Source organism: Bacillus cabrialesii, assembly GCF_004124315.2.
Classification (GTDB): domain Bacteria; phylum Bacillota; class Bacilli; order Bacillales; family Bacillaceae; genus Bacillus; species Bacillus cabrialesii.
Window position 1 is genome coordinate 3,703,537 of the sequence record NZ_CP096889.1, and the last position, 24,388, is coordinate 3,727,924.

A 24,388-nucleotide genomic window follows, 5' to 3' on the forward strand; every position below is an offset into this window, starting at 1 on the left:
GCTGCCTCCTGCTCGGGATTCGACTCTAGTCTAGTCTATGGGCAGGGACAAGCTAATATGACTCTCGGTTTGGACAGAAACTTTATTTGTCATTTACGTATTCTTTTTTGCTCTTTTGCGCATAATGATGATAATACACGAAAAATAAAAATCAGTATGCCAGAGTGACATACTGATTTTTAAGTAAATTTATGCATTTAAGTCAGAAACGGCTTCTTTGTTCTCTTGCTCAGAAGCAGACTCATCATTTACACGTTCGATGTCTGCGCCGATAGCCGCAAGCTTCTTATGGAAATCAACATAACCGCGGTCTAAGTGCTTCAGTTCAGTAACACGTGTATGACCTTCAGCCACTAACCCCGCAAGAATCAGCGCTGCACCCGCACGCAAATCAGTCGCTGCAACTTCAGCTCCCTGAAGCTGTACAGGACCGTTAATGATGACAGAACGTCCTTCAATCTTGATATCACCATTCATACGGCGGAATTCTTCCGCATGCATAAAACGGTTTTCGAAAACAGTTTCTGTAATCATGCTTGTGCCGCTTGCACGAAGCAGAAGCGCCATCATTTGTGACTGCATATCAGTCGGGAAGCCCGGGTGAGGCATTGTTTTAATGTCGATCGGTTTCAGTTCTTTCGGGCCGATGACACGCAGGCCTTCACCTTCATCCTTAATCGTTACACCCATCTCTTCCATTTTAGCAATTAAAGAGGTGAGGTGTTCAGGAACCGCTCCTTTTACTAATACGTTTCCTTCAGTGATTGCAGCGGCAACCATAAATGTGCCCGCTTCAATACGGTCAGGAATAATATGGTGTTTTACGCCGTGAAGCTTTTCGACCCCTTCAATTTTGATGGTGCCGGTGCCCGCTCCGCGGATTTTTCCGCCCATGCCGTTGATATAGTTTGCTAAATCAACGATTTCCGGTTCTTTCGCCACGTTCTCCAGCGTTGTTGTTCCTTCAGCTAGAGCGGCTGCCATAATCAGGTTCTCTGTAGCTCCTACACTTGGGAAGTCCAGGTAGATTTTTGCGCCTTGCAGACGGCCTTTTACTTCAGCTTCAATGAAGCCATTGCCGACTTTGATTTCTGCGCCCATTGCTTCAAAACCTTTTAAATGCTGATCGATCGGTCTGGAACCAATTGCGCATCCGCCCGGAAGCGCAACTCTTGCATGACCTGTACGCGCAAGAAGCGGCCCCATGACAAGCACGGACGCACGCATTTTACGTACATATTCAAAAGGTGCTTCAGTTTGCAAAGCGTATGAAGCATTTACAGTCACTTCATTATTTTCAAAATGCACATCTGCTCCTAAATGACGCAACACTTCGTTAATTGTATATACATCGGAGAGCGTAGGTACATCACAAATTACGCTTTTTTCTTCACTTGCTAATAAAGATGCAGCGATAACAGGTAAAACGGCATTTTTAGCGCCTTCAACTTTGACTGTGCCGTTTAACTTTTGACCGCCGCGGACGATGATTTTTTCCAAGGTATTCCCCTCCGCGTCCCTAAATTCTCTATATTAATATTCAGTCGTAACGATTGGTGTGCCAACCGTAACGGTATGTTTTCCGCCCATTCCTGCACTTCTAAGTGCAATTTGCAAATTCATTTTATGTTTCGAGGTCATGATATACTCTTCCCACTCATCTGTAAACGCAGAAATAGAAACGAAATTTGGCTCAACTACATGTTCTACAGATCTTGCTTGAAATTCTTTTAATAACTGATTTGCTTTTTTTTGCAAAACAATATTCATATTATCATCTAAATGACCATTTAGACAAGTAAAAATAACTACTTTTTCTTGGAATATCCCGAGTGTCTCCCGTTCAAACTGTTCATATGTATCATTCCAGCTATTCGGTGTCTCAAGACTCAATTGCTCATATAATAAATACGAAGTTGGGTTTTGTTTTTTGAGGGTTGTAACAAGCTGCAGCCTAAAAGAAGTGCGATTTTTTTTGTCAGTATATGTGCCAATTGCCTTTACGATTTTATCTTCTTGAGCAATCACCCAATCATATTGACGATACTCTGATTTTAAACGTTGCACTTTTTGATAAAATTCTTTCTTGGTCAGCGACATGTTTTGTTTTGCATGCAATGTCCACTTATCTATTGACACATCTTGGCGTTCCATCCCCTCTGCAATTTGTGCTAACGGCGTTAACTCACTCGCATGAATTGTATGGAAAACAGCAATGACGAAGCTTAACATGACGGATATGATAATGGCGTGTCTTACTTGTTTTTTCTTCATATTCATCTCTCCCCCTTATCCCCAGTTTTACCGGAGGCAAGAGGCGCCATACGTAAAAATCTTCGTCAAAACTCGAGCTATTCGCTTCAACCGCTTCCCCAACCATTCCCGTGATTATGGGGTTTAAAACCTATTAAAATAGATAGGGAAGCTGCTGTGAATAATTAAGGTAATCTAAAAAGAAATTCGCAACGGCCGTTCCAATGGCGATGGTCAGCAAAATCATCAGGAGTCTTGCCTGCACCACTTTGCCTTTTTTAATTAACGGATCGATATTGACGGCTTGGAGCGCCCACCAAGTCACCGCTATAAAAATCAAATGAACGACAATGCCGATTGCCGCCTGCTGTCCCAATACACTCATCTACTCACTCCTTTCATCCTTTCTCCGCGCTTATACCCTTTCTTATTATATAAGAAGCACAGATAAAGATGATACATTTTATACAGAACGGAATAATCAGCCAAATCTAGGGCTAATCCCCGCTTAAAATGCGATTCTTTTACATGGTATACTTTATTGGAAAGGAGCTGGCAAATGTGAATCATTCTTTTTTTCAGCCTGAAAAGCAATACGGTGAGGACCTGCCAATTTTTGAACAGGAATGGGAAGCAATTGCATTCTATTATGATTATAGACAGTCACAGATTGAAGAACTGAATGAATTGTGTCAGTTTTATAACATTTCTCTCACCTATACGAGAGAAAGCCTTGAAGAGCTTGAAAACCTTTATTTTCAAAGTATACAAGAGCTTTTGCTTGCTGATTGGAATCTTCCTATTGAAGAATTTGAGAAAATGATCAGTGTTTATCTTATAGATTGCGTGATTGCCCACCATGAAGATGCTGAATGGGTTGTAAAACCTTATCCGTATACAGACGGCGCTTATACGATGGGCTTCAGAAGACATCGCAAATCATGGCACACAATGAATACCTGCGATGGTTTATATATGCGGCAAAAAGAGGATCAGCCGCTTCTGTCGCTGTTTGATTCTCTTGTGCGTTCATAAAAAAAATCCTTCTCATAAAGAGAAGGATTTTTTCTTATTTCCCTGCTACATCCAATCTGTTCAAAGCCCGCTGTAACGCAAGCTCAGCCCGACGAATGTCAGTATCATCTGATTGAGAATTCAAACGCTCCTGCGCCCGCTGGCGTGCAGCTTCAGCGCGCTCTTTATCGATGCCTTCTGCTGCCTCAGCAGCCTGGGCAAGGATGGTAACCTGATCAGGACGGACTTCTACAAATCCGCCGCTGACGGCAACCAATTCAGTCTGTCCGTCTTTTTTCAGACGGACAGCGCCGATTTTAAGAGGAGCCACGGTTGGAATATGGCCTGGCAAAATACCGAGATCGCCGCTTTCGGCTCTCACACTCACCATTTCAATATCCGCATCGTATACTGGGCCGTCGGGAGTAACGATATTGACTTTAACGGTCTTCATGCTTTTACCCTCCTAGGACCAGATTAAACTTCTACACCCATTTCTTTTGCTTTCTCAATAACTTCTTCAATACGGCCTACAAGACGGAACGCATCTTCAGGGAGATGGTCGTATTTGCCGGCTAAGATCTCTTTGAAACCTTGAACCGTTTCTTTTACAGGCACGTAAGAACCTTTTTGTCCAGTGAACTGTTCAGCCACGTGGAAGTTTTGAGAAAGGAAGAACTGAATACGGCGTGCGCGTTGAACGACAAGCTTGTCTTCATCACTCAATTCATCCATACCGAGAATCGCAATGATATCTTGAAGCTCTTTGTAACGCTGAAGCGTTGACTGTACTTCACGGGCAACCGCATAATGCTCTTCTCCGACAATTTCAGGAGCAAGGGCGCGTGATGTAGAAGCCAACGGATCAACCGCAGGGTAAATACCCATCTCAGTTAATTTACGCTCAAGGTTTGTTGTCGCATCCAAGTGAGCGAACGTTGTTGCCGGCGCCGGGTCAGTGTAGTCATCGGCAGGCACGTAGATCGCCTGGATAGATGTAACTGATCCAACGTTAGTAGACGTGATACGCTCTTGAAGCTGACCCATTTCAGTCGCAAGCGTCGGCTGATAACCAACCGCTGAAGGCATACGGCCAAGAAGGGCGGAAACCTCTGAACCCGCTTGTGTGAAACGGAAAATGTTATCGATGAAGAACAGTACGTCCTGTCCTTGCTCATCACGGAAGTGCTCAGCCATTGTAAGGCCTGTCAAAGCAACACGCATACGTGCGCCCGGCGGCTCGTTCATTTGTCCGAATACCATGGCTGTTTTGTTGATTACGCCAGAGTCGCTCATTTCGTAGAAAAGGTCGTTCCCTTCACGAGTACGCTCCCCTACACCGGCGAATACAGAGATACCGCCGTGCTCTTGCGCGATGTTGTTGATTAATTCCTGGATTAATACGGTTTTACCTACACCGGCACCGCCGAACAATCCGATCTTACCGCCCTTGATGTATGGAGCAAGCAAGTCAACAACTTTAATACCTGTTTCAAGAATTTCAACTTCTGTTGACAGCTGATCAAATGAAGGCGCCTGTCTGTGAATCGGATCCTTTTTCGCATCCGCAGGAAGCGGCTCATTCAAATCAATATTTTCTCCGAGTACATTAAATACACGGCCAAGTGTTACATTACCAACCGGTACAGAGATTGGCGCTCCTGTATCAACAGCTTCCATTCCACGCTGAACACCGTCCGTTGATGCCATTGCGATTGTACGGACAGTATCATCGCCTAAATGAAGAGCGACCTCAAGCGTCAATTCAATACCTACTTCGTTTTCACTAGCTGGCTGTGAAATTTTAATCGCATTATAAATTTCAGGCAAGTGACCGTCTTCAAAACGCACGTCGACGACCGGTCCTAATACCTGGCTAACGCGTCCTTTTTTCATCGCTATCCCTCCTGACAAAATCTTTCTATTCTAAAGCGGCTGCTCCGCCGACAATTTCCGTAATTTCTTGTGTGATGGCTGCTTGGCGAGCGCGGTTGTAAGAAAGCGAAAGTGAATCGATAAGTTCCTTCGCGTTGTCTGTCGCGTTTTTCATCGCCGTCATTCTTGCAGCGTGCTCACTTGCTTTACTGTCAAGAAGCGCGCCGAAGATTAAGCTTTCCGCATATTGAGGAAGCAAAACCTCCAGAACCTCCTCTTCAGACGGTTCAAATTCATAAGACGCCGTTCTCTTTCCGCCGACGCTGCCCAAATCAGATAACGGCAGAAGTTTTTTCTCCGTTACTTCTTGAGAAATGGCGCTGACAAAATGGTTATAAACAAGGTGCAATTCATCAAACGCACCATCTATAAACATTTGGATCGTTTGTCGGGCAAGATCCTTAATTTCTGTAAACGTTACTTCATCTCCAAGTCCTGTTAACTCGGAAATGATCGGAATCTCACGTTTTTTAAAGAAATCACGGCCCACTCTTCCGATGACGATCACCGCATACTCATCCTTAGATTGATGACGTTCTTGCATGGCCTGATAAGCACTTCGTAAAACCGAACTGTTAAAAGCGCCGGCAAGACCGCGGTCAGACGTAATGACAAGATATGCCGTCTTTTTCACTTCTCTGCTGAGAAGCATCGGATGCTTTACGTTGCCGGAAACTCTCCCGACGTTCGACACAACCTCTTGAATCTTATCCATATATGGCACAAATGATTTTGCGTTGTTTTCAGCACGATTCAGCTTAGCCGCAGATACCATCTGCATGGCTTTTGTAATCTGGCTCGTTTTTTTTGTTGACGTGATCCTTGACTTAATATCGCGTAATGAGGCCAAAGATTTCACCACCTTTTCTCTTCATCTGCGTAAAAAGAGAGAAAAAGAGAACCTTTTTCTCTCATCAGCATTCGAGTTAGTTGCTTGGTGCAAATGTGCGTTTGAAGCCTTCGATTGCAGCTTTGAAGTCTTCATCAGCAGGAAGGTTTCCTGTTTTCGCAATTCCGTCAAGCAGTTCTTTATGGTTTTGGTCAAGGTACATGTAGTACTCTTCTTCAAAACGTCTGATATCCGCTACAGGAATATCATCAAGATGTCCTTTTGTCAGCGCATAAAGAATGGCTACTTGCTTTTCAACCGGAAGCGGCTTGTTCAGATCCTGCTTCAGCACTTCAACTGTACGCGCACCGCGGTTCAGTTTCGCCTGAGTTGCTTGGTCAAGGTCAGATCCGAATTGAGCGAATGCTTCCAGCTCACGGTATGACGCAAGGTCAAGACGCAAAGTTCCTGATACTTTTTTCATCGCTTTGATTTGCGCTGAACCGCCGACACGGGATACAGACAATCCGGCGTTGATCGCTGGACGCACGCCCGAGAAGAACAAATCAGATTGCAGGAAGATCTGTCCGTCGGTGATGGAAATAACGTTCGTCGGAATATAAGCAGAGATATCTCCGGCTTGTGTTTCTACGAACGGCAGAGCTGTAATTGATCCTGCGCCTTTCGCGTCGCTCAGCTTTGCTGCACGCTCAAGCAGACGGGAATGAAGGTAGAATACATCCCCAGGGAACGCTTCACGGCCTGGCGGACGGCGAAGAAGCAAGGACAGCTCACGGTAAGCAGCCGCTTGTTTAGAAAGATCATCGTATACAACAAGAACGTGCTTGCCGTTGTACATAAATTCTTCTGCCATTGTAACCCCTGCATACGGAGCCAGGTACAGAAGCGGTGCCGGCTGTGACGCAGACGCCGTTACAACGATTGTATAATCAAGCGCGCCGTGCTTACGCAATGTTTCTACTACGCCGCGGACTGTTGATTCTTTTTGACCGATCGCAACGTATACGCAGATCATGTCTTGGTCTTTTTGGTTCAGGATCGCATCGATCGCAACAGATGTTTTACCTGTTTGGCGGTCACCGATGATCAGCTCACGCTGGCCGCGGCCGATTGGGATCAGTGCATCGATCGCTTTAATACCTGTTTGAAGCGGTTCATGAACAGATTTACGGTCCATAACGCCTGGTGCATTGCTTTCGATCGGACGTGTTTTGCTTGTAAGGATCGGGCCAAGTCCGTCTACCGGCTGACCTAATGGGTTCACAATACGGCCGATTAGTTCTTCACCGACAGGAACCTCCATGATGCGGCCTGTTCTTTTTACTTCGTCTCCTTCGCGGATCTCACTGAAAGGTCCTAAGATGACGATACCTACGTTTGATTCTTCAAGGTTTTGAGCCATACCCAAAACACCGTTTGAAAATTCGACAAGTTCACCGGCCATACAGTTGTCAAGGCCGTGTACACGAGCAATACCGTCACCGACTTGGATGACTGTACCTACGTCTTGAACTTCAATATCAGATTGATAATTTTGTATTTGCTGTTTTATCAGCGTGCTAATCTCTTCAGCTTTGATGCTCACTTAGGTTTCACCCCTTCTATCGATTTTCCCCGGCTAGTTGACGTTCAATGCGCTGAAGCTTTCCGCTTACGCTGCCGTCAAAAATCCGGTTTCCAATGCGGACTTTAATGCCGCCTATTAAATCCGTCTGCACTTCATTTCTGATTCTCAGTGAAGCGACTCCGGCTTTTTTTGCAAACACTTGTGATAATGATAACATTTCTGCTTCCGTCAGCGGTTTCACTGAATATACGGTCGCATCTTCTATTTGACGAGCCTCATTTGCGAGTTTGATAAACTCATCTGCGAGTTCAGACACAATCGCGGCACGATGGCGGTCAATCAAAAGAAAAATCGTATTGAGCACAGACTGTGACAAAGAGCCAAAAGCATTCTGAATCAGCTCTTTTTTCTTCGCAGCCGGCACCTTCGGATGGTTTAACACATCATTAAGCGCTTTTTCATTTTGAAATACTTGTTTTACAACAGTTAGCTCTTCTTCTACTTGATTCAGCTGAGCGGACTCATTGGCTATATCAAAAAGAGCTGACGCATATCGTTTAGAGACAGCTGATCCACTCATCGGCTTTCTCCTACCTCTTTAAGATAGTCCTGGATTAGTTTCTCTTGAGCTTGTTCATCCAGTTCTTTTTCGATCACTTTCGACGCAATCATGACAGAAAGAGACGCTACTTGCTCGCGGAGAGCAGAAACCGCCTGTTCTTTTTCCTTCACGATTTCAGTTCTTGCTGCTTCTTTCAGACGTTCAGATTCTGCACGCGCAGCCTGAATAATCTCTTCTTTTTGCTTCTCTCCCAGTTTCTTTGCGTTTTCGATAAGAGTTTGGGATTCCTGTCTTGCTTCTTTTAAAAGAACGCGCTGCTCTTCAATCAGCTGCTGCGCTTCTTTATTTTTTTCTTCAGCAGACGTAATTTCTCCAGCGATGTGGTCTTCACGCTGTTTCATTATGTTTAATAGCGGCCCTAAAGCGTATTTCTTCAGAAGCGCTAATAAGATTAACATAGCTAACAGTTGGAACAGGATATCTCCGCCGTTAAACGACAATCCTAGTTCAAGTGGTAATTGAGACATCTACTACGGCAACTCCCTTCTGCAGGTTTTTCTTTGCTGATCCAGCAGCCGCACTTGTCTCTTTTCAGCCGGCAAGGCGGGTTGCTTATCAGACATAAAGCAATGGCGAAGGTTCTCTTGGAATGATCTTCGCCATTTTTAGTTCATATAAGGCTTTTATGCTTAGCCAAAGAACGCTAAGAATGCGATAACGACAGCGATAATAGGAAGGGCTTCAACTAATGCGATACCCATGAACATAAGTGTTCTAAGTTCTTTACCTGCTTCCGGCTGACGGGCAATCCCCTCTACCGTACGTGAAACAATCAAACCGTTACCAATACCTGCACCAAGTGCGCCTAAACCAATTGCAATCGCAGCTGCTATTAAATTCATGAAAAAGTTCCTCCTTTAAAATGTTATCCGTTTGGATATAATGTTTTAATGATCATGACTGATTTTATGAGACATGTACACCATCGTCAGCATTGTAAAGATAAACGCTTGGATGGCACCTATAAATAAACTGAATGCTTGCCATGCCAGCATCGGCAGAATGGCGCCGATTGTACCAACAAGACCGAGAGCCACGCTTTGCGAATAATGGCTTGTCGCTAAACCCGCAAGCAGGCCGAGAAGAATCTCACCGGCGAAGATGTTACCATAAAGACGCAACCCGAGAGTCAGCGTATTCGCAAACTCTTCGATGATCTTCATCGGGAGCATGAATGGAACAGGTCTTAAATAGTCTTTGGAATATTCCTTGAGCCCTTTCATCTTCACACCATAGTAGTGGGTTAAAGCAACAACCATCACGGCTAGCGTTAATGTAATGGCAGGATCGGCTGTCGGAGATTTCCACCAGAGCTCATGTCCGATTGTAATAGAGAACGGCAGCCCCAGCATATTCGACACAAATATGTACATCAGCAATGTGACACCAAGTGCCAAGAAGTTAGCCCCTGTTTTCAAATCCATTGTACTGCCGATAATATTGCGGACGAAATCCACAACCCATTCCATAAAATTCTGGGCTTTTCCGGGACGGATCGAAAGCGTTCTTGTCGTTAATATAGCAATCAATAAAACAATCACACTCGCCACAGTAATCATCAGAATGTTTGTCAGATTAAAAGTAAGACCTAGAAATTCAATAGTTCTGTATTCATGATTCAAAGGGTTTTCACCTCTCTTCCATTGATGAACGTTTAAGCTGGATAAAGGAATCTATCATAATGACAGGGTATATTGTCATTAATCCAATAATTGTACTTGCCATATGAAAATGCTCGGGATTTTTATAGGCTATAGCCGCAGCAAGAATCGCATTGCACCACCGCGCTGCGCTCCCAAGAGATCGTATGGACTTTCCTTTCTCGACGGCTCTGTCAAAAGCGTTCATCCTCCTGACGAGCAGTAAAAAATTAAACAAACTGAAAACAGTTCCCAGAATAAGGCCTAAAAAAACGGTTTTATACGCTGTTAAACCATAACCCAGTACATACACTGCCAAAATGAACAATAGATATTTGCGTTGTCTGCTAAATGTAAGCTTGGGATCGTCCATCAATTATCTGTCTCCTGATGAAAAAATAATGTCTAGCTTGGATACGGCAAAAATCAGCGGTTAACCCTAGTAGAAGACCTTTTTTGACCGGCAAAACGGGCCTGTTCGAAAAAATCATTCATCCGCAAGCCTTGCAGGGATGCTGTTTCATTCGCTTAAATAAATCCTCATAATACGGGTTTTCTGAGAGGATTTACATTGAGGATGAGGACTATAATGAAAGCTATGAAAACCTTCTCATAATACCCTCGTTTAGCATACAATAGCCCCCAACAAGTGTCAATCTGTTTAAAGTTAAAAAACTTTTTATACTGTACACCTCCACAGAATGTTCACATTTTCACCTATAATTGTATACAAACTGACCGAATATCAAATAACTGGATAAAAAAAAGAAAACCCTTTGCGGGGTTTTCTTTTTTTATTTTGTTCCAAACATACGGTCTCCCGCATCTCCGAGACCTGGAACAATATAACCTTTTTCATTTAGTTTTTCATCAAGTGCCGCGATGTAGATATCCACATCCGAATGATGCTTCTGCAATTCTTCCACACCCTCAGGCGCCGCTACAAGGCACATGAAACGAATATTTTTCGCGCCGCGTTTTTTGAGGCTGTGAATGGCTTCAACAGCGGAACCGCCTGTAGCCAGCATCGGGTCAACCACGATGAATTCACGCTCTTCCACGTCAGAAGGAAGCTTGACATAGTATTCCACAGGTTTTAAGGTTTCAGGATCACGGTACAGGCCGACATGTCCCACTTTTGCCGCGGGAATCAGCTTTAAAATGCCGTCAACCATTCCTAATCCCGCTCTGAGGATAGGAACCACTCCGAGTTTTTTCCCTGAGATGACTTTCGATTTTGCAGCCTGAACCGGTGTTTTGATATCCACTTCTTCCAAAGGAAGATCGCGGGTAATTTCAAAAGCCATAAGTGTTGCAACTTCGTCTACAAGCTCTCTAAAATCCTTCGTACCTGTATTTTCATTCCGTATATATGTCAGCTTGTGCTGAATTAAAGGATGATCAAATACATAAACCTTTCCCATACTGTGTTTCAGCTCCTTTTTTATTGTCCCATCAACAATTACACACTTCTATTGATTCTACAAAAAAAGACATGGAGTTTCAAGAACATCGTCAAAAAACCCGCCGGCCATAAGCCGAGCGGGTTTTTTGGATCTTAGTAATCTAATTCTTTATATAAAGGAAATTTATCGGTCAGAGCAGCTACACGCTGTCTTGCTTCCTCAAGTTTCCCTTCATCTTCGTGGTTTTTCAATGCAAGCGCGATGATGGCACCGACTTCGTCCAATGCGTCTCCGTCAAAACCGCGGCTAGTCACAGCAGCTGTACCAAGACGGATACCGCTTGTTACGAAAGGTTTTTCCGGATCGTATGGAATCGCGTTTTTGTTAGACGTAATGCCGATTTCATCAAGCACGTGCTCCGCAACCTTACCTGTCAGTCCGAGAGAACGAAGGTCAACAAGGATCAGGTGGTTGTCAGTTCCGCCTGAAACGAGCTGGACGCCCTCTTTCGTTAACGCTTCAGCCAAGCGTTTTGCGTTAGAAATGACGTTTTGTGCATATGTTTTGAAATCGTCCTGCAATACTTCGCCAAATGAAACTGCTTTTGCGGCAATAACGTGCATCAGCGGGCCGCCTTGAATTCCAGGGAAGATCGATTTATCAATTTTCTTGCCGAACTCTTCACGGCAAAGGATCATACCGCCGCGAGGACCGCGAAGTGTCTTATGTGTTGTTGTCGTTACAAAATCAGCGTAAGGAACCGGGTTTGGATGAAGGCCTGCCGCAACAAGTCCTGCGATATGCGCCATATCCACCATGAAGTATGCTCCGACTTCATCAGCAATTTCACGGAATTTCTTAAAGTCGATTGTACGAGGATACGCACTTGCTCCCGCTACGATTAGCTTAGGCTTATGAGCGAGGGCTTTTTCACGCACGTCATCATAATCAATATATTGAGTTTCTTTATCTACGCCATACTCAACAAAGTTATATTGAACACCGCTGAAGTTGACTGGACTTCCGTGTGTTAAATGGCCGCCGTGGGAGAGGTTCATCCCAAGTACAGTATCGCCTTGCTCCAAAATCGTAAAGTATACTGCCATGTTTGCTTGCGCGCCTGAATGCGGCTGAACGTTTACATATTCCGCTCCAAAGATTTCCTTCGCGCGGTCACGGGCGATATCTTCAACGACATCGACGTGCTCACATCCGCCATAGTAGCGTTTGCCCGGATATCCTTCAGCGTATTTATTTGTCAAAACAGATCCTTGTGCTTCCATAACCGCTTCACTTACAAAGTTCTCAGAAGCAATCAACTCGATCTTAGTCTGTTGGCGTTCACGCTCATTTTTAATGGCGTTAAACACTTGTTCGTCTTGCGCAGGTAAATGTTTCATCAGCGAGATCCTCTCCTATCCGTATCCTGTTCTTTGTTTTTACCACCACTATTGTACATGGTTTTTAAGGCCGATGTAAAAGATTATTTTTAAAAAATCAAAATTTTTATTGGTAAAAACGAATATTGATAACTTAAATTTAAATTAAAGTTCGGAATTTATTTTACCGCCACAAAATAAAAGAAAAGACTGGCCATGCAGTCCTTTCATTCACACCCATAAACCGCCCGCACTCCGCCGATCAGTTTCGGCCGCGTACGCGCTAATGTCACATGTGCTGAACCGAGGTTGTTTTGAGAGACGCGTACAGGGACAGCCACCGGCTTCAAATGCATGCCGATAAACGTATCGCCTATGTCTATTCCGGCGTCAGCCTGAATGGTTTCGACAAGAACGGGAGACTTCATCTGCTTAAACGCATAAGAAGCCATCGCCCCGCCCGCTGTTGGAACGGGTAAGGCAGAAACGGTCGGAAGTCTGAATAGCTTAGCCGTTTCTTCCTCTATGACAAGCGCTCTGTTCAAATGCTCGCAGCATTGAAAAGCGAGATGGATTCCCGTTTTCTCTTTAAGCTCGGCAAGTCCGCTATAGATGCTTTTCGCGATGTCTACACTGCCCGATGTTCCGATGCGGCTTCCGGCTACTTCGCTTGTGCTGCACCCAAGGACAAAGAGCTGGTCTTGCTTCAATCCCGCTTGTTCTTGAAATTCAGACAGCATCGTACTCCACGTTTGTTTGATCTCATTCATTGAACTGCACCCCTACAGGTTTTTCTCTTCATAATCTGAGATTTTGCCAATACGGGTTTGATGTCTTCCGCCGGTAAACTCAGTAGTCAGCCAGATTTTCGCGATTTCCCGCGCCAAACCGGGGCCGATCACCCGCTCACCCATCGCGAGGATGTTTGTGTCATTATGCTCTCTCGTCGCTTTTGCGCTGAATGTATCGTGCGCCAGCGCGCAGCGGATGCCTTTGACTTTATTAGCGGAAATGCTCATGCCGATGCCTGTCCCGCAAATTAAAATGCCTCTGTCAACTTCGCCGCTTACCACTTTTTCGGCCACCGGAAAAGCATAATCCGGATAATCGACAGATCCGCTGCCGCAGTCACAGCCCATATCAATATATTCAATTTGCAATTCGTCCATTAACTCTTTGATTTCATTTCGAATGTGAACGCCGCCATGATCCGATGCTATGGCTACTTTCATCAGCTTTTCCTCCCAGCGTGTGTGATGCGGCCCGCCCGCTATGTTGACCGCGCAGCCTGTCCGCTCTTTCATCCACACCATATGATGTGCTTTTCACTATATTCTACTCCTTCACGCAGGATTTGCAAATGACCTGTTTGCAGATTTTCTGACAACTTATCTGCCGTCTTTTTTCAGCTGTTTTGCCAGCTGCCGAAGAAGCTCTTCAAGCTCATCTCTTGTTTGTTTATAGATGTCAATTGAGCCGCCGAACGGATCGATGACATCCCCACGGCTGCCTGTGACATATTCTTTTAACGTAAACACTTTATCACGATAACGTCCAAATTGGCTGGCAATGATCTGTTTGTGCTGATGAGTCATAGCGAGAACCAAATCAGCCGATTCCATATGCTCTTCAGTTAGCGGAGAAGACACATGATTCAGAGCAATGTGTTTTTCAAACAGCGCTTCGACAGCATGAGGCGTCGCTTTCCCATTGGGCGAAGCAAACACGCCTGCCGAGCGGACGCTGACATTCAGCCCTTCCGTTTCCGCAATTGATTTAAAAAGCGCCTCAGCCATCGGGCTGCGGCACGTATTTCCAGTACAGACAAAAATAATATTCATGTCAGTCACCCCTTATTTTTCTCTATTATATATGAAGAAAAAAGAAACGGCGACTTCGTTTCTTTTATTGGTATATTAAATTGGCAAAAGCAGCTTTAGGCCGAATGCGATTAATATGATGCCCCCGAGCGCTTCGCTGTATGTGCCAAGCCATGACTGCACTTGTTTTCCGATCAGCAGGCCAAGCCATGTCAGCATCATGCTGAACAGCCCGAACAAAGTAATTGTGAGGAGCGGATGCGAGCCGTATATTCCCAAGCTCAAGCCGACGGAGAAGCTGTCAAGGCTGACGCCGACGGCAAACAGCAATAAGCCCGGCCCTGCCGGCGACATGAATCGTTCTTCAGACTGTTTAAATGAAGCCATAAGCATTTGAATCCCAAGAACAAAAAGCAGCGAACCTCCGATATAAACCGCTAACACGCCGAGGAGCCCTGACAGCATGTTACCGGCCGCCATCCCCCCGAGAGGCATGATGACGTGAAAGAGGCCGATGATGAAACCAATATAGAATATCTGCTTTTTTCTGAGTTTTATCATGCCCATTCCGAGACCGACAGAAAAAGCATCCATCCCTAAAGCAAACGCCATGATGCTTAATGTCATCAGTTCGCCTATAAACAAATCCGACATACATAAATAACCCCCTTGGACACGCCCCGCTTTTTTAGCCTATGCGTGTCCAAAAAGGGTTAGAACGTCTGACTGTGTTCAGCGAATCACTCTTCCCCCGGCGGCTTTCATCAGCCTGTTCATAATGGCCAGGCCGACACCCGTGTCCGGAAAGGATTCCGCGATAATAAAATCCACCTTCTTCTCATCAAAGCTGCGTAACGCATCATACAGCCCTGCCGCGACCGTCTCAAGCTGAGCCCGTTTTCCGCAGCTTTTCACATAATCAGCGGAATAAACGCCCGCGTTTTCTTCTGTCGTCAGGACACCGACCCGTCTTCCGCCCTGTTGATATTCTTGAATGAGGTGCTGAATGCGCTCTGGGCTGCCTTCGCAAATGGCAAGCGGCGCTGTCGGTGCATAATGTGTATATTTCATCCCTGGAGAAATCGGCTTCTCATTTTGATCGCTGAGCCCTTTATCCACAAGGATCGGTCCGATCTCAGCTTCAATTTGTTCTTTCGTAATGCCGCCCGGGCGGAGGAGAACAGGAATGTCGCCCGCACATGAAAGGACCGTTGATTCGACCCCAATTCCAGTAGGGCCTCCGTCCATAATTCCGGCTATGCGGCCATCCAAGTCGTATGCTACATGTTCCGCCTTTGTCGGACTTGGCTTGCCTGATAGATTGGCGCTCGGTGCCGCAATCGGCAAACCAGACTCGCGAATCAATGCGAGGGCAAGCGGATGATCCGGCATCCTAATGGCAACCGTTTCAAGCCCTGCCGTTACACGAGGTGAGAGCGCACCAGGTTTGCAAGGCAGAATGAGCGTAAGGGCACCCGGCCAAAACCGCTTCATCAATGTTTTTGCCTTTTCAGGCGCCGAACCCGTTAAACCGTCAAGCTGGCTGATATCCGCAATGTGGACAATCAAAGGATTATCGCTCGGACGCCCTTTCGCCTCGTATATCTTTTTGACGGCATCTGTGTTTTTCGCGTTTGCGCCGAGGCCGTATACCGTTTCTGTCGGGAACGCAACGACTTCATTTTCCCGGAGCAAAGCGGCTGCTTGTGCAATTTGTGGATCATTTGTGGATAACTCGCCAGTTACATCCACAAACCATCTTTTCGTTTTCATTTTTTGACCAAACTCCTTATTCACAACAATAAAACGACTGTTTTACGCGTGTAATCCTTTTGAAAGTATAAAAGATGTCCTGTAATAAAACAAGCGTTATCCACAAATTGTGGACAACGCTAATGAGGAAGTGGATAAGTATGTGTATAAATCCTACTTATCCAGATGATTTTTTCATCAAGACGGCCCCTTCCGTTTGCCGCGATTCACAGAAGTGATCAGAAGAAAACAGCTCTTCCGGTACGCTTTCAGCTGGTTCAAATCCCATGGCCGCAAGGAAGTCAGCAGAGGAATGCTGATTTGCTATTAAATATACTGTTTTGATCTGGTGCTTTTCGCACAGCAGCTCCATGCTCTGAAAAAGCGTCACAATATGCCCTTGGTGAAGCTTGTCCGATATCACAAGTGATCGCAGCAGCCCTTGATCACAGCTTATTTTTTCAATTCCGAGACATCCGGCAATGTTTTTCTCGCTGTCCTCCAGCATAAGGAATTGAGCGAAGCCTTCTTTCACGCCTTCATGATTGGTTTTCGCCTGTTTTAAAAATTCCTCGAGCACGTCTCCGTCTTTTTCCCTTGCCATCCGCAGTTGATAAAACATCCGTTCACCCCGTTTTGCATTCTTTCTTCCAATCTATGAGGCAAATCTATTTTTAGACCAGGTGATTAGGAAAAAAGGTCGGAAATCCATTCGACTAAGAAGAATTTCACTTCTGTGCCGTCTTCCTTTTCTTCTTTCTCTTCTTTTTTGGCTTTTTCAGCTTTAGCGGTTACGTCTTCAAGCACTTTTTCAGTCTGCTTTTTTGAAGCTTCTTTATCTTCCTGCTCTTTGACGGCTTCACCGTTAGAAAAATCGAGAAAGCATAGCGGCGGGAACAGCACACACCACCAGTTGGCCCCTTCGCCGTTTCCAAGCGTAATCAGAATCGCTTCATACTCGCCGGCTGGATAAACCATGTTGCCATAAAGCTTTGTCGGAAATGAGATTTTGTCAAAATCAACGGATATCGATTGGTTGGCTCCTTCTTCCCTCATCGTTTCCTTAGCGATTTCTTTGATTTCAGGAAGCTTTGAGCGAATCACACGACGAGCTTCTTCTATAGAAGTCATATCCTTTACCCAGATTGTGATTTCTTTATTCACCGCGTCTCTGATATGACGTTTTAATTGCTGATCTTCGTCACTATCACTGTTTGCTAATATTCTTAAACGAATCGCCTGATCCGGTATGACCACCGGCTGATTTTCTGATTGCTGTGCCGTTTCTTCTTTTGCCAGCCCCACAAGCGCTCCGGATAATAAAAGAAAGATATATATACAAATGATTACTGTTTTTTTCATCGGTCCCCACCGTTCCTCTCCATGCTTTGTTTCTAGCCCTATTATGGACAAGGAGAGCCTACGGTAAACGTACAGGGTGAAAAAAATCTAGCAAGCTGTTAATCTTATTTATGGTACGATAGTGTTTTAGGAGGTTTAAGATGAAATATAATTATACAGTGCTGTTATCAGCATTTACGATGTCGGTGCTTTATTCGATTATTTATATTCACTCATTCATCATTGCCGCTCTCATCACAATGGCATTTTATTTTCTGTTTCCTTATTTGATATTCGCGCTGCCGCTTCAATTCATGATGAATAAAAAACCGAAACGGTTCAGCCCTTTGTACCTGCTGTATTACCTTGTCTCGGCTTTTATTGCCAACGCGATCATTTTCGGCGTGCTGCAGCCTTCCGGACAATCTCTGCTCCAAAATACAGCCTTCTATCTTTTCGCTGTATTAACAGCGCTTGTCTATTGGATATGGGATTCTGTTTTACTGCAAAAAAAGGAAGCCTAAGGGGCTTCCTTTTTTGATTAAAACAAAACCGTCAGCAAATAACATAGAATAGAAGGGATCGCCGCAACAAAGAAAGCAGCCGCCATTTTCATGCGGGCTGTACGGCCTTCCTTGGTTTCTGAATGGTAGTTTGCCCGCTGATCGCTTCCGCTTACAGCCAAACCCGATGTAATGATCGCAAGCCCAATCAAAACAAGAGACGCAACGCCGAACATCGTTTCATATGAAAGAGCCTGCGGAAAAATGGTACCAATCATGCTCTCAATCGCAATGAGCAAGATTCCTGCTGTCAGGGCCTTTTTCATCTTTTACATCCCCTTTGCTGGTGTTAAAACAGCTTGATTCATCAACTCGCCAGCAAGCTGCTTATTTATTTTTATGAATCACAGCGCATATGGTTCTGTCTTTTCCGTTAATATCTTTCAGCACTTCCACTTCCGCATCCTTAAACGCCTTTAGGATGAGTTCTTTGACCGCCGCTCCCTGCTTCCATCCGATTTCAAAAACGACAAACACTTTATCCTCCATGACCAGCGGGATGTCTTCCATAAACCGCTTATAAAACTTCAGCCCGTCTCCGCCATCGGTAAGAGCGTGCAGCGGCTCATGAAAACGGACAATCTCCGACAGATCAGCCATTTCTTCTTCTGAAATATATGGAGGATTCGAGACGATAATATCCGCTTTTTTTCCTGCCTTAATAAAAGGCTCAAGCAGGTCGCCCTGATAAAAGCGCACATCCGCTCCGAGCTTATCCGCATTGGCGGAGGCAACTTGAAGCGCCTCCTTCGAAATATCGACAGCTGACACAGAAAAGTTTTGGTTTTCAAGCGCAAGTGTGACGGCTATCGCCCCGCTCCCTGTACCGACGTCAACAACTTCAAGCTTGCTGACTTCAGAAAAGACACGCCGATATTTTTCAAGCAAATGATAGACAACCTCTTCTGTTTCCGGCCGGGGGATCAGCACATCATCATTCACCATAAATTCACGCCCGTAAAAAAACTCTTTTCCGATAATGTACTGAACCGGCACGCCCTCTTTATGCATCTCAACGTGGCGCTTAAAGCGATACAGCTCATCTTCGCCAATCGGCTCCTGTAAGCTGGCGAGCAGCTTGCTTCTGTCCATTCCGGTATCATAAAGCAAAAGAAGCTCGGCCGCATTTTCTTCTCTTCCCGCTTCGGTTAAATAAGAAGAAGCCCATTTCAGGGCTTCAAATATCGTCTTCATCTTAACCTTCCGACTGCTGAAGCTTGCTTGCCTGATCTTCAACGATCAGCGCTTCAACCACTTCGTCAAGTTTTCCCTCAAGAATCTGATCAAGCTTTTGAATCGTCAGGCCGATTCTGTGATCCGTCACACGGTTTTGCGGGAAGTTGTATGTGCGGATACGCTCAGAGCGGTCGCCTGACCCGACAGCTGATTTCCGTGTTTGATCATATTCAGCCTGGGCTTCCTGCTGAAATTTATCATAGATTCTGGCACGGAGAACCTTCATTGCTTTTTCTTTGTTCTTGATCTGAGATTTTTCATCCTGGCATGATACAACAACACCTGTCGGCAAGTGCGTCAGACGAACGGCAGACATTGTTGTGTTAACGCTTTGTCCGCCCGGTCCGCTTGATGCAAACGTATCGACACGGATATCCTTCTCATGAATGTCAACCTCTACCTCTTCTGCCTCAGGAAGACATGCCACTGTTGCAGTAGATGTATGGATACGACCGCCGGATTCCGTTTCCGGAACACGCTGTACGCGGTGGGCGCCGTTTTCATATTTAAGTTTAGAATACGCGCCGCTTCCCGTAATCATAAAGATGATCTCTTTGTAGCCGCCCGTTCCGGTTACATTCGCCTCCATGACCTCTGTTTTCCAGCCTTGAAGCTCCGCATAACGGGAATACATTCTGTACAGGTTGCCCGCGAATAAAGCGGCTTCCTCGCCTCCCGCAGCCCCGCGGATCTCCATGATAACGTTTTTGTCGTCATTAGGATCTTTCGGGATCAGGAGCACCTTCAGGCGTTCGGACAGTGTTTCTGTTTCCTTCTGAAGTTCGGAAATCTCTTCCTTCACCATGTCGCGCATCTCAGCATCCAGCTTCTCTTCAAGCATCGCTTTTGCATCAGCCAGCTGTTCTGACGCATCTCTGTATTGTCTATATACGTCAACTGTTTCTTGTATATCAGATTGCTCTTTTGAATATTCTCTTAGCTTTTTCGGATCGTTAACTACTTCTGGATCGCTTAAAAGCTCATTTAATTTTTCGTATCGTTCTTCGATTGACTTTAAACGGTCTAACACGGTCTTCACCTCTGTTTTCCTGTGCGTAACATTCTCATTATAGTATAGTGATTAACCCCAGTCAAAAGCATTTCAATCCCAGCTGAAAATGCCTCTTCTGCTATACTGGGAATCGAGGAGGGATGATGTTGCTGAAATCCATACATCATATTGCAATCATATGTTCAGATTATGAAAAGTCGAAAGCTTTTTACGTACATAAGCTTGGTCTCCAAGTCATTCAAGAAACATACCGCGAAGAACGCGGCTCCTATAAGCTTGATTTGTCGCTAAACGGCTCGTATGTCATTGAACTATTCTCATTTCCCGATCCACCCGCGCGTCAAACCCGGCCAGAAGCGACAGGCCTGCGCCACCTCGCCTTTACAGTCAGCAGCTTGGATAAGGCGGTTCAGGAGCTTTATGAAAAAGGAATCGAAACAGAGCCGATCAGAACAGATCCGCTGACCGGCAAGCGTTTCACCTTCTTTTTTGACCCTGACCAGCTTCCTTTAGAGCTGTATGAGCAATAACGGTTTTTGAAGAAAAAAAGGAGATCCCCACTTTCTTTGCCGAATCTTTTCTTGTTTTGTCTAACGGGAAGGGAACCGCATTCTATGGTCGAATACCTAGCTAAAAAGGAGGTATGGGATCATGAATACAAATATGGTAGCAAGTGAACTCGGCGTCTCCGCAAAAACGGTGCAGCGGTGGGTGAAGCAGCTGAATCTCCCGGCAGAACGCAATGAGCTCGGACACTATTCATTCACGCCAGAAGACGTGAAGGTTCTAAAATCTGTTCAAAAACAAATTTCTGAAGGCACGGCGATTCAGGATATTCATGTGCCGCAAAGCGCTAAAAAGCGCACAGGCTTTCTTGTCCAAAAGACAAGCGGAGACACAGAACGGAGAATTGAACAGCTCGAACAGAAGCTGGACACCCTATTACAGCAAAAGCAGGACGAAAACGAACTGCTGGCAAGGATCGGGGAATTGGAACGCCAGCTGAAACAAAAAGCCGATGAGGGTGTATCTTACCAGCTGCTTCAGCACCGAAGAGAACTCGATGACATCCTTGCAGACCTGCAATCGCTGACCTCACAAATGAAAGAATTCACCGCCCAGCCGATCCCCGAGACCGCTGCCGCTTCCGAAAAAACCAAAACAAGAAAAAAACCGCTCATGTCACTGTTCAAATTTCAAACCTAAAGCAAAAAGCTCCCCGTAAAGGGAGCTTTTTGAATTACGCAGTAAGCGCGATAATAATTGGAAGTGAAATCAATGACAGAATCGCACTGACCACAAACGCTGTCGCAGTTTCTTCTTCTTGTTTCTCGAAACGAGTCGCAATCATGGCTGCAACGGCAGAACCAGGGAATGCTACAAGAAGGATTGCTTTTGTCATTTGGTCCGCTGGAAGTCCTACTGCAAGAGCAATCAGGAACATTAACGCAGGCTGAACCGCAACTTTTAGTAACGCAATACCGATAGCCGGCATACTGAGTTTAATTTTACGAATACCAACTGTAACACCGACAGCAAAGAGAGCAACACCAGATGTTGTGCTTCCAAGCTGATCAAGCATTTTAACACCCAGCTCAGGAAGAGTGAAGTTGAAAACCAACACTAAGACCATACTGATTAACGGAGCAGCTGCAAGCGGCTCACAAAGACCATGCAGGATTGATTTTCCTGTCATCTTCCAGAAGCTGTCGCCGCCCTCTTCGTTTTTCTTAGAGGACTCACCGACAGTAGCAATAATGATCGCAAGCGGATCAAGAATCGCGTTAACAACGATACCTGTAACCGCGATCGGAATCGCAACCTCTTGCGCACCGAACAAGCTTCCCAATACAGGAATACCCATAAACGCGAATGTCGGCTGTGCAGAGTTCAAAGAAAATACAGATGAGTTCGTCAAATCATACTTGAAGATAAATCTGCAAACCAAAAGAATGATGATATAGAAACCAACAATCCCAATAATTAAAGAAACCATCAATGGAACTTGTGATAAAAATTCACTTCTGGAAGTTGTCAAAATACCAGCGATAAAGTGAGCTGGAAGTGCGTATTTCGTTACTAACGTACTTACCCCTTTTGCCGACTTGGCATCATAACTTCCAAAATGTCCTGCAAACCAACCCAGCACGATAACAAAGAAAATCGGTGCCAGGAGGATTAAGATATCTAAGATGCTCAAAATATTCTCCTCCAAATCCTATGTCCGTATACTTTAGCTTTACAAAAAGCTTTCCCTCGGACGAAAAAATTTACTCGCTAATTATTTTGCGATGACTTTTTTGTATTCAGGTGTCCACATTGCATCAAGAACCGCTTGTTTTACATCTTCAGGCTGACGATTTGCTACGCCTTCTTTAATAGCTGCTTCAGCAACGGCAATCGCAACTTGAATAGAAACTTCTTGTAGCTTATCGATGCTTGGAAGCAATCCTGCTCCAGGTGTTTCGAAGTCAACCATTTCAGCAATCGCATCAGCTGTTGCAGCAAACATCGCAGGCGTAATGATACGCGCTTCGGCTACAATTGAACCAAGTCCAAGACCAGGGAACGCGAATGCGTTGTTAGATTGTCCGATTTCATAAGAAACACCGTTGTATTCTACATTGTCAAATGGGCTTCCTGTTGCTACAAGCACTTTTCCGTCAGTCCATTTGAACAGATCTTCAGGAACAGCTTCTGCAAGGTGAGTCGGGTTAGACATCGGCATGATCACCGGACGGTCTACGTGAGATGCCATCTCTTTCACAATTTCCTCTGTGAACGCTCCTGAAACCCCTGAAGTACCGATTAAGATCGTTGGTTTCGCTTGGCGAACCACTTCATCGAATGAAATTTGGCCTTTTTCATCACGTTTCCAGTCTTTCACTTCTTCTGCACTGCGAAGGTAAGGTTTTTGGAAATCAAGGATGCCTTCCATATCGTCTGTTAACAGGCCTCTGTAATCAATTGTGAAGAACGCTTTGTTTGCTTCTTCTTCAGATAATCCAGCAAGCACCATTGTGTCGCGGATTTGGTCAGCAATACCGATACCGGCAGAACCAGCACCAAAGACAACAACACGCTGATCTTTAATAGATGCGCCAGTTTTCTTCATCGCTGCAAGCACACCAGCAAGTGTAATTGCGCCTGTACCTTGAATATCATCGTTGAATGTCAGGATTTCGTTGTTGTATTTTTTCATGATATTGCGCGCGTTTTTGTTACCAAAGTCTTCCCAGTGAAGAAGCGCTTTAGGGAAGAATTTAAGCGCAGCTTTTACATACGCATCAACGAATTCTTCATAACGTTCATCAGAAATACGTTCATGATGGTTACCAATGTATAAAGGATCATTTAAAAGTTTTTCGTTGTTTGTACCGACATCAAGCACTACAGGAATAACACGGCTAGGGTCAATACCAGCTGCAGCAGTGTACACAGCCAATTTACCGATAGCGATGTTAATACCGCCTACACCCCAGTCACCGATACCAAGGATACTTTCAGAGTCAGTGGCAACGATAAGATCAATATCGCCTGCCGTCGCATGAAGGTTTTCAAAAGCCTTTTCAATACCGTCAATGTTGTCGATTGACAAGTAGATACCTTGAGGTCTTCTGTATTCATGGCTGTATTCTTGAATTGCTTCACCAACTGTTGGTGTGTATACAACAGGAAGCATTTCACGAAGGTGATTTTGAAGCAATTTATAGAAAAGAACTTCATTGCGGTTAGCAAGATCATTTAAGTAAACATTTTGACGAAGGCGGTCAGGCTGCGCTTGGAATTGCTCGTATGCGCGTTGCGCTTGTTGATCAAGAGAAAGTACAGTTGGCGGAAGAAGTCCTTCTAAGCCAAGCTCTTGTCTTTCTTCTAATGTAAAAGCAACACCTTTATTTAAAGTTGGAATCGATAAAACTTCTTTTCCTCTAAGAGTTGTTTCTAAGTGGCCTTCTTTTGTTTTTTTTATGTTATTCAAGCAAATCTCCTTCTTTCTT

Annotated in this window: 30 protein-coding genes; 4 read left to right on the plus strand and 26 right to left on the minus strand. The window is 45.0% G+C overall.

Going from position 1 to position 24,388, the window contains the following annotated elements:
* Positions 1-189 precede the first annotated feature (189 nt).
* The 3 genes from murA to EFK13_RS18930 form a co-directional block, all read right to left on the minus strand.
* Positions 190-1,500, minus strand: a complete 1,311-nt coding sequence (gene murA, locus EFK13_RS18920; protein ID WP_064816021.1) for a UDP-N-acetylglucosamine 1-carboxyvinyltransferase — start codon at positions 1,498-1,500, stop codon at positions 190-192.
* A gap of 33 nt (positions 1,501-1,533) precedes the next feature.
* Positions 1,534-2,274, minus strand: coding sequence for a YwmB family TATA-box binding protein (locus tag EFK13_RS18925; RefSeq protein ID WP_129507325.1), 741 nt, complete (start codon positions 2,272-2,274; stop codon positions 1,534-1,536).
* A gap of 133 nt (positions 2,275-2,407) precedes the next feature.
* On the minus strand, positions 2,408-2,638 hold the full coding sequence (locus tag EFK13_RS18930; RefSeq protein ID WP_003227691.1) for a DUF1146 family protein: 231 nt from the start codon (positions 2,636-2,638) through the stop codon (positions 2,408-2,410).
* Positions 2,639-2,814: 176 nt separating this feature from the next.
* On the opposite strand from EFK13_RS18930, the gene EFK13_RS18935 reads away from it, so the two are divergent.
* Positions 2,815-3,288 carry a hypothetical protein gene (locus EFK13_RS18935; protein WP_129507324.1) on the plus strand — a complete coding sequence of 158 codons (474 nt, stop codon included), beginning with the start codon at positions 2,815-2,817 and terminating at the stop codon, positions 3,286-3,288.
* A 34-nt stretch (positions 3,289-3,322) separates the two neighbouring features.
* Here EFK13_RS18935 and EFK13_RS18940 read toward each other — a convergent pair whose 3' ends face one another.
* From EFK13_RS18940 to spoIIR, 18 genes are all read right to left on the minus strand, one after another.
* Entirely contained in the window at positions 3,323-3,721 is a 399-nt protein-coding gene (locus EFK13_RS18940) for a F0F1 ATP synthase subunit epsilon (RefSeq protein WP_064816018.1), read from the minus strand.
* A 23-nt stretch (positions 3,722-3,744) separates the two neighbouring features.
* A complete protein-coding gene (gene atpD, locus EFK13_RS18945) occupies positions 3,745-5,163 on the minus strand; it encodes a F0F1 ATP synthase subunit beta (protein WP_024713799.1) in 1,419 nt (472 codons plus the stop codon).
* Positions 5,164-5,188: 25 nt separating this feature from the next.
* On the minus strand, positions 5,189-6,052 hold the full coding sequence (gene atpG / locus EFK13_RS18950; protein ID WP_129507323.1) for an ATP synthase F1 subunit gamma: 864 nt from the start codon (positions 6,050-6,052) through the stop codon (positions 5,189-5,191).
* Between the two features lie 76 nt (positions 6,053-6,128).
* The gene (atpA, locus tag EFK13_RS18955; protein WP_064816017.1) at positions 6,129-7,637 is read right to left on the minus strand and encodes a F0F1 ATP synthase subunit alpha; all 1,509 of its coding nucleotides are present in this window, start codon (positions 7,635-7,637) and stop codon (positions 6,129-6,131) included.
* A gap of 16 nt (positions 7,638-7,653) precedes the next feature.
* Positions 7,654-8,199 (minus strand): F0F1 ATP synthase subunit delta, encoded by a 546-nt coding sequence (locus EFK13_RS18960; protein ID WP_129507322.1) that lies wholly within the window; start codon positions 8,197-8,199, stop codon positions 7,654-7,656.
* The gene (atpF, locus tag EFK13_RS18965) at positions 8,196-8,708 is read right to left on the minus strand and encodes a F0F1 ATP synthase subunit B (RefSeq protein ID WP_003244051.1); all 513 of its coding nucleotides are present in this window, start codon (positions 8,706-8,708) and stop codon (positions 8,196-8,198) included. Before atpF ends, EFK13_RS18960 begins: the two co-directional genes overlap by 4 nt.
* Positions 8,709-8,870: 162 nt before the next feature.
* Complete coding sequence (atpE, locus tag EFK13_RS18970) at positions 8,871-9,083, minus strand: F0F1 ATP synthase subunit C (RefSeq protein ID WP_003151167.1); 213 nt, start codon at positions 9,081-9,083, stop codon at positions 8,871-8,873.
* 45 nt (positions 9,084-9,128) lie between these two features.
* Positions 9,129-9,863 (minus strand): F0F1 ATP synthase subunit A, encoded by a 735-nt coding sequence (gene atpB, locus EFK13_RS18975; RefSeq protein ID WP_003221896.1) that lies wholly within the window; start codon positions 9,861-9,863, stop codon positions 9,129-9,131.
* A 7-nt stretch (positions 9,864-9,870) separates the two neighbouring features.
* Entirely contained in the window at positions 9,871-10,254 is a 384-nt protein-coding gene (gene atpI / locus EFK13_RS18980) for an ATP synthase subunit I (RefSeq protein ID WP_075748583.1), read from the minus strand.
* A 421-nt stretch (positions 10,255-10,675) separates the two neighbouring features.
* Positions 10,676-11,305, minus strand: a complete 630-nt coding sequence (gene upp / locus EFK13_RS18985; protein WP_064816014.1) for a uracil phosphoribosyltransferase — start codon at positions 11,303-11,305, stop codon at positions 10,676-10,678.
* Between the two features lie 134 nt (positions 11,306-11,439).
* Positions 11,440-12,687, minus strand: coding sequence for a serine hydroxymethyltransferase (gene glyA / locus EFK13_RS18990; protein ID WP_075748581.1), 1,248 nt, complete (start codon positions 12,685-12,687; stop codon positions 11,440-11,442).
* A gap of 206 nt (positions 12,688-12,893) precedes the next feature.
* Entirely contained in the window at positions 12,894-13,436 is a 543-nt protein-coding gene (locus tag EFK13_RS18995) for a TIGR01440 family protein (RefSeq protein WP_129507321.1), read from the minus strand.
* Positions 13,437-13,448: 12 nt separating this feature from the next.
* Positions 13,449-13,898, minus strand: coding sequence for a ribose 5-phosphate isomerase B (gene rpiB / locus EFK13_RS19000; protein WP_003221910.1), 450 nt, complete (start codon positions 13,896-13,898; stop codon positions 13,449-13,451).
* 156 nt (positions 13,899-14,054) lie between these two features.
* Complete coding sequence (gene prpB, locus EFK13_RS19005; protein ID WP_129507320.1) at positions 14,055-14,507, minus strand: protein arginine phosphatase PrpB; 453 nt, start codon at positions 14,505-14,507, stop codon at positions 14,055-14,057.
* Between the two features lie 75 nt (positions 14,508-14,582).
* Positions 14,583-15,140, minus strand: coding sequence for a manganese efflux pump MntP (locus EFK13_RS19010; protein WP_129507319.1), 558 nt, complete (start codon positions 15,138-15,140; stop codon positions 14,583-14,585).
* Between the two features lie 78 nt (positions 15,141-15,218).
* Positions 15,219-16,259 carry an L-threonylcarbamoyladenylate synthase gene (locus EFK13_RS19015; RefSeq protein WP_129507318.1) on the minus strand — a complete coding sequence of 347 codons (1,041 nt, stop codon included), beginning with the start codon at positions 16,257-16,259 and terminating at the stop codon, positions 15,219-15,221.
* 157 nt (positions 16,260-16,416) lie between these two features.
* Positions 16,417-16,860 carry a GNAT family N-acetyltransferase gene (locus tag EFK13_RS19020; protein ID WP_129507317.1) on the minus strand — a complete coding sequence of 148 codons (444 nt, stop codon included), beginning with the start codon at positions 16,858-16,860 and terminating at the stop codon, positions 16,417-16,419.
* A 65-nt stretch (positions 16,861-16,925) separates the two neighbouring features.
* Complete coding sequence (spoIIR, locus tag EFK13_RS19025) at positions 16,926-17,600, minus strand: stage II sporulation protein R (RefSeq protein WP_129507316.1); 675 nt, start codon at positions 17,598-17,600, stop codon at positions 16,926-16,928.
* A 140-nt stretch (positions 17,601-17,740) separates the two neighbouring features.
* On the opposite strand from spoIIR, the gene EFK13_RS19030 reads away from it, so the two are divergent.
* Positions 17,741-18,103, plus strand: a complete 363-nt coding sequence (locus tag EFK13_RS19030; protein ID WP_103748567.1) for a UPF0715 family protein — start codon at positions 17,741-17,743, stop codon at positions 18,101-18,103.
* Between the two features lie 17 nt (positions 18,104-18,120).
* Here EFK13_RS19030 and EFK13_RS19035 read toward each other — a convergent pair whose 3' ends face one another.
* From EFK13_RS19035 to prfA, 3 genes are all read right to left on the minus strand, one after another.
* Complete coding sequence (locus EFK13_RS19035; protein ID WP_129507315.1) at positions 18,121-18,408, minus strand: DUF5316 family protein; 288 nt, start codon at positions 18,406-18,408, stop codon at positions 18,121-18,123.
* Between the two features lie 61 nt (positions 18,409-18,469).
* Entirely contained in the window at positions 18,470-19,336 is an 867-nt protein-coding gene (gene prmC, locus EFK13_RS19040) for a peptide chain release factor N(5)-glutamine methyltransferase (RefSeq protein WP_129507314.1), read from the minus strand.
* Between the two features lies 1 nt (position 19,337).
* Positions 19,338-20,408, minus strand: a complete 1,071-nt coding sequence (gene prfA, locus EFK13_RS19045) for a peptide chain release factor 1 (RefSeq protein WP_003227645.1) — start codon at positions 20,406-20,408, stop codon at positions 19,338-19,340.
* 125 nt (positions 20,409-20,533) lie between these two features.
* Here prfA and gloA2 point away from each other — a divergent pair, with 125 nt between their 5' ends.
* Together gloA2 and racA are read left to right on the plus strand one after the other, a co-directional pair.
* Positions 20,534-20,920, plus strand: coding sequence for an SMU1112c/YaeR family gloxylase I-like metalloprotein (gene gloA2 / locus EFK13_RS19050; RefSeq protein WP_129507368.1), 387 nt, complete (start codon positions 20,534-20,536; stop codon positions 20,918-20,920).
* Between the two features lie 121 nt (positions 20,921-21,041).
* On the plus strand, positions 21,042-21,596 hold the full coding sequence (gene racA / locus EFK13_RS19055; RefSeq protein ID WP_129507313.1) for a chromosome-anchoring protein RacA: 555 nt from the start codon (positions 21,042-21,044) through the stop codon (positions 21,594-21,596).
* 34 nt (positions 21,597-21,630) lie between these two features.
* Here the strand turns inward: racA and EFK13_RS19060 are convergent, their stop codons facing one another.
* Positions 21,631-22,590, minus strand: a complete 960-nt coding sequence (locus EFK13_RS19060) for an AEC family transporter (protein ID WP_129507312.1) — start codon at positions 22,588-22,590, stop codon at positions 21,631-21,633.
* Between the two features lie 81 nt (positions 22,591-22,671).
* A complete protein-coding gene (gene malS, locus EFK13_RS19065; RefSeq protein ID WP_167470877.1) occupies positions 22,672-24,369 on the minus strand; it encodes an oxaloacetate-decarboxylating malate dehydrogenase in 1,698 nt (565 codons plus the stop codon).
* Between the last annotated feature and the right edge of the window lie 19 nt (positions 24,370-24,388).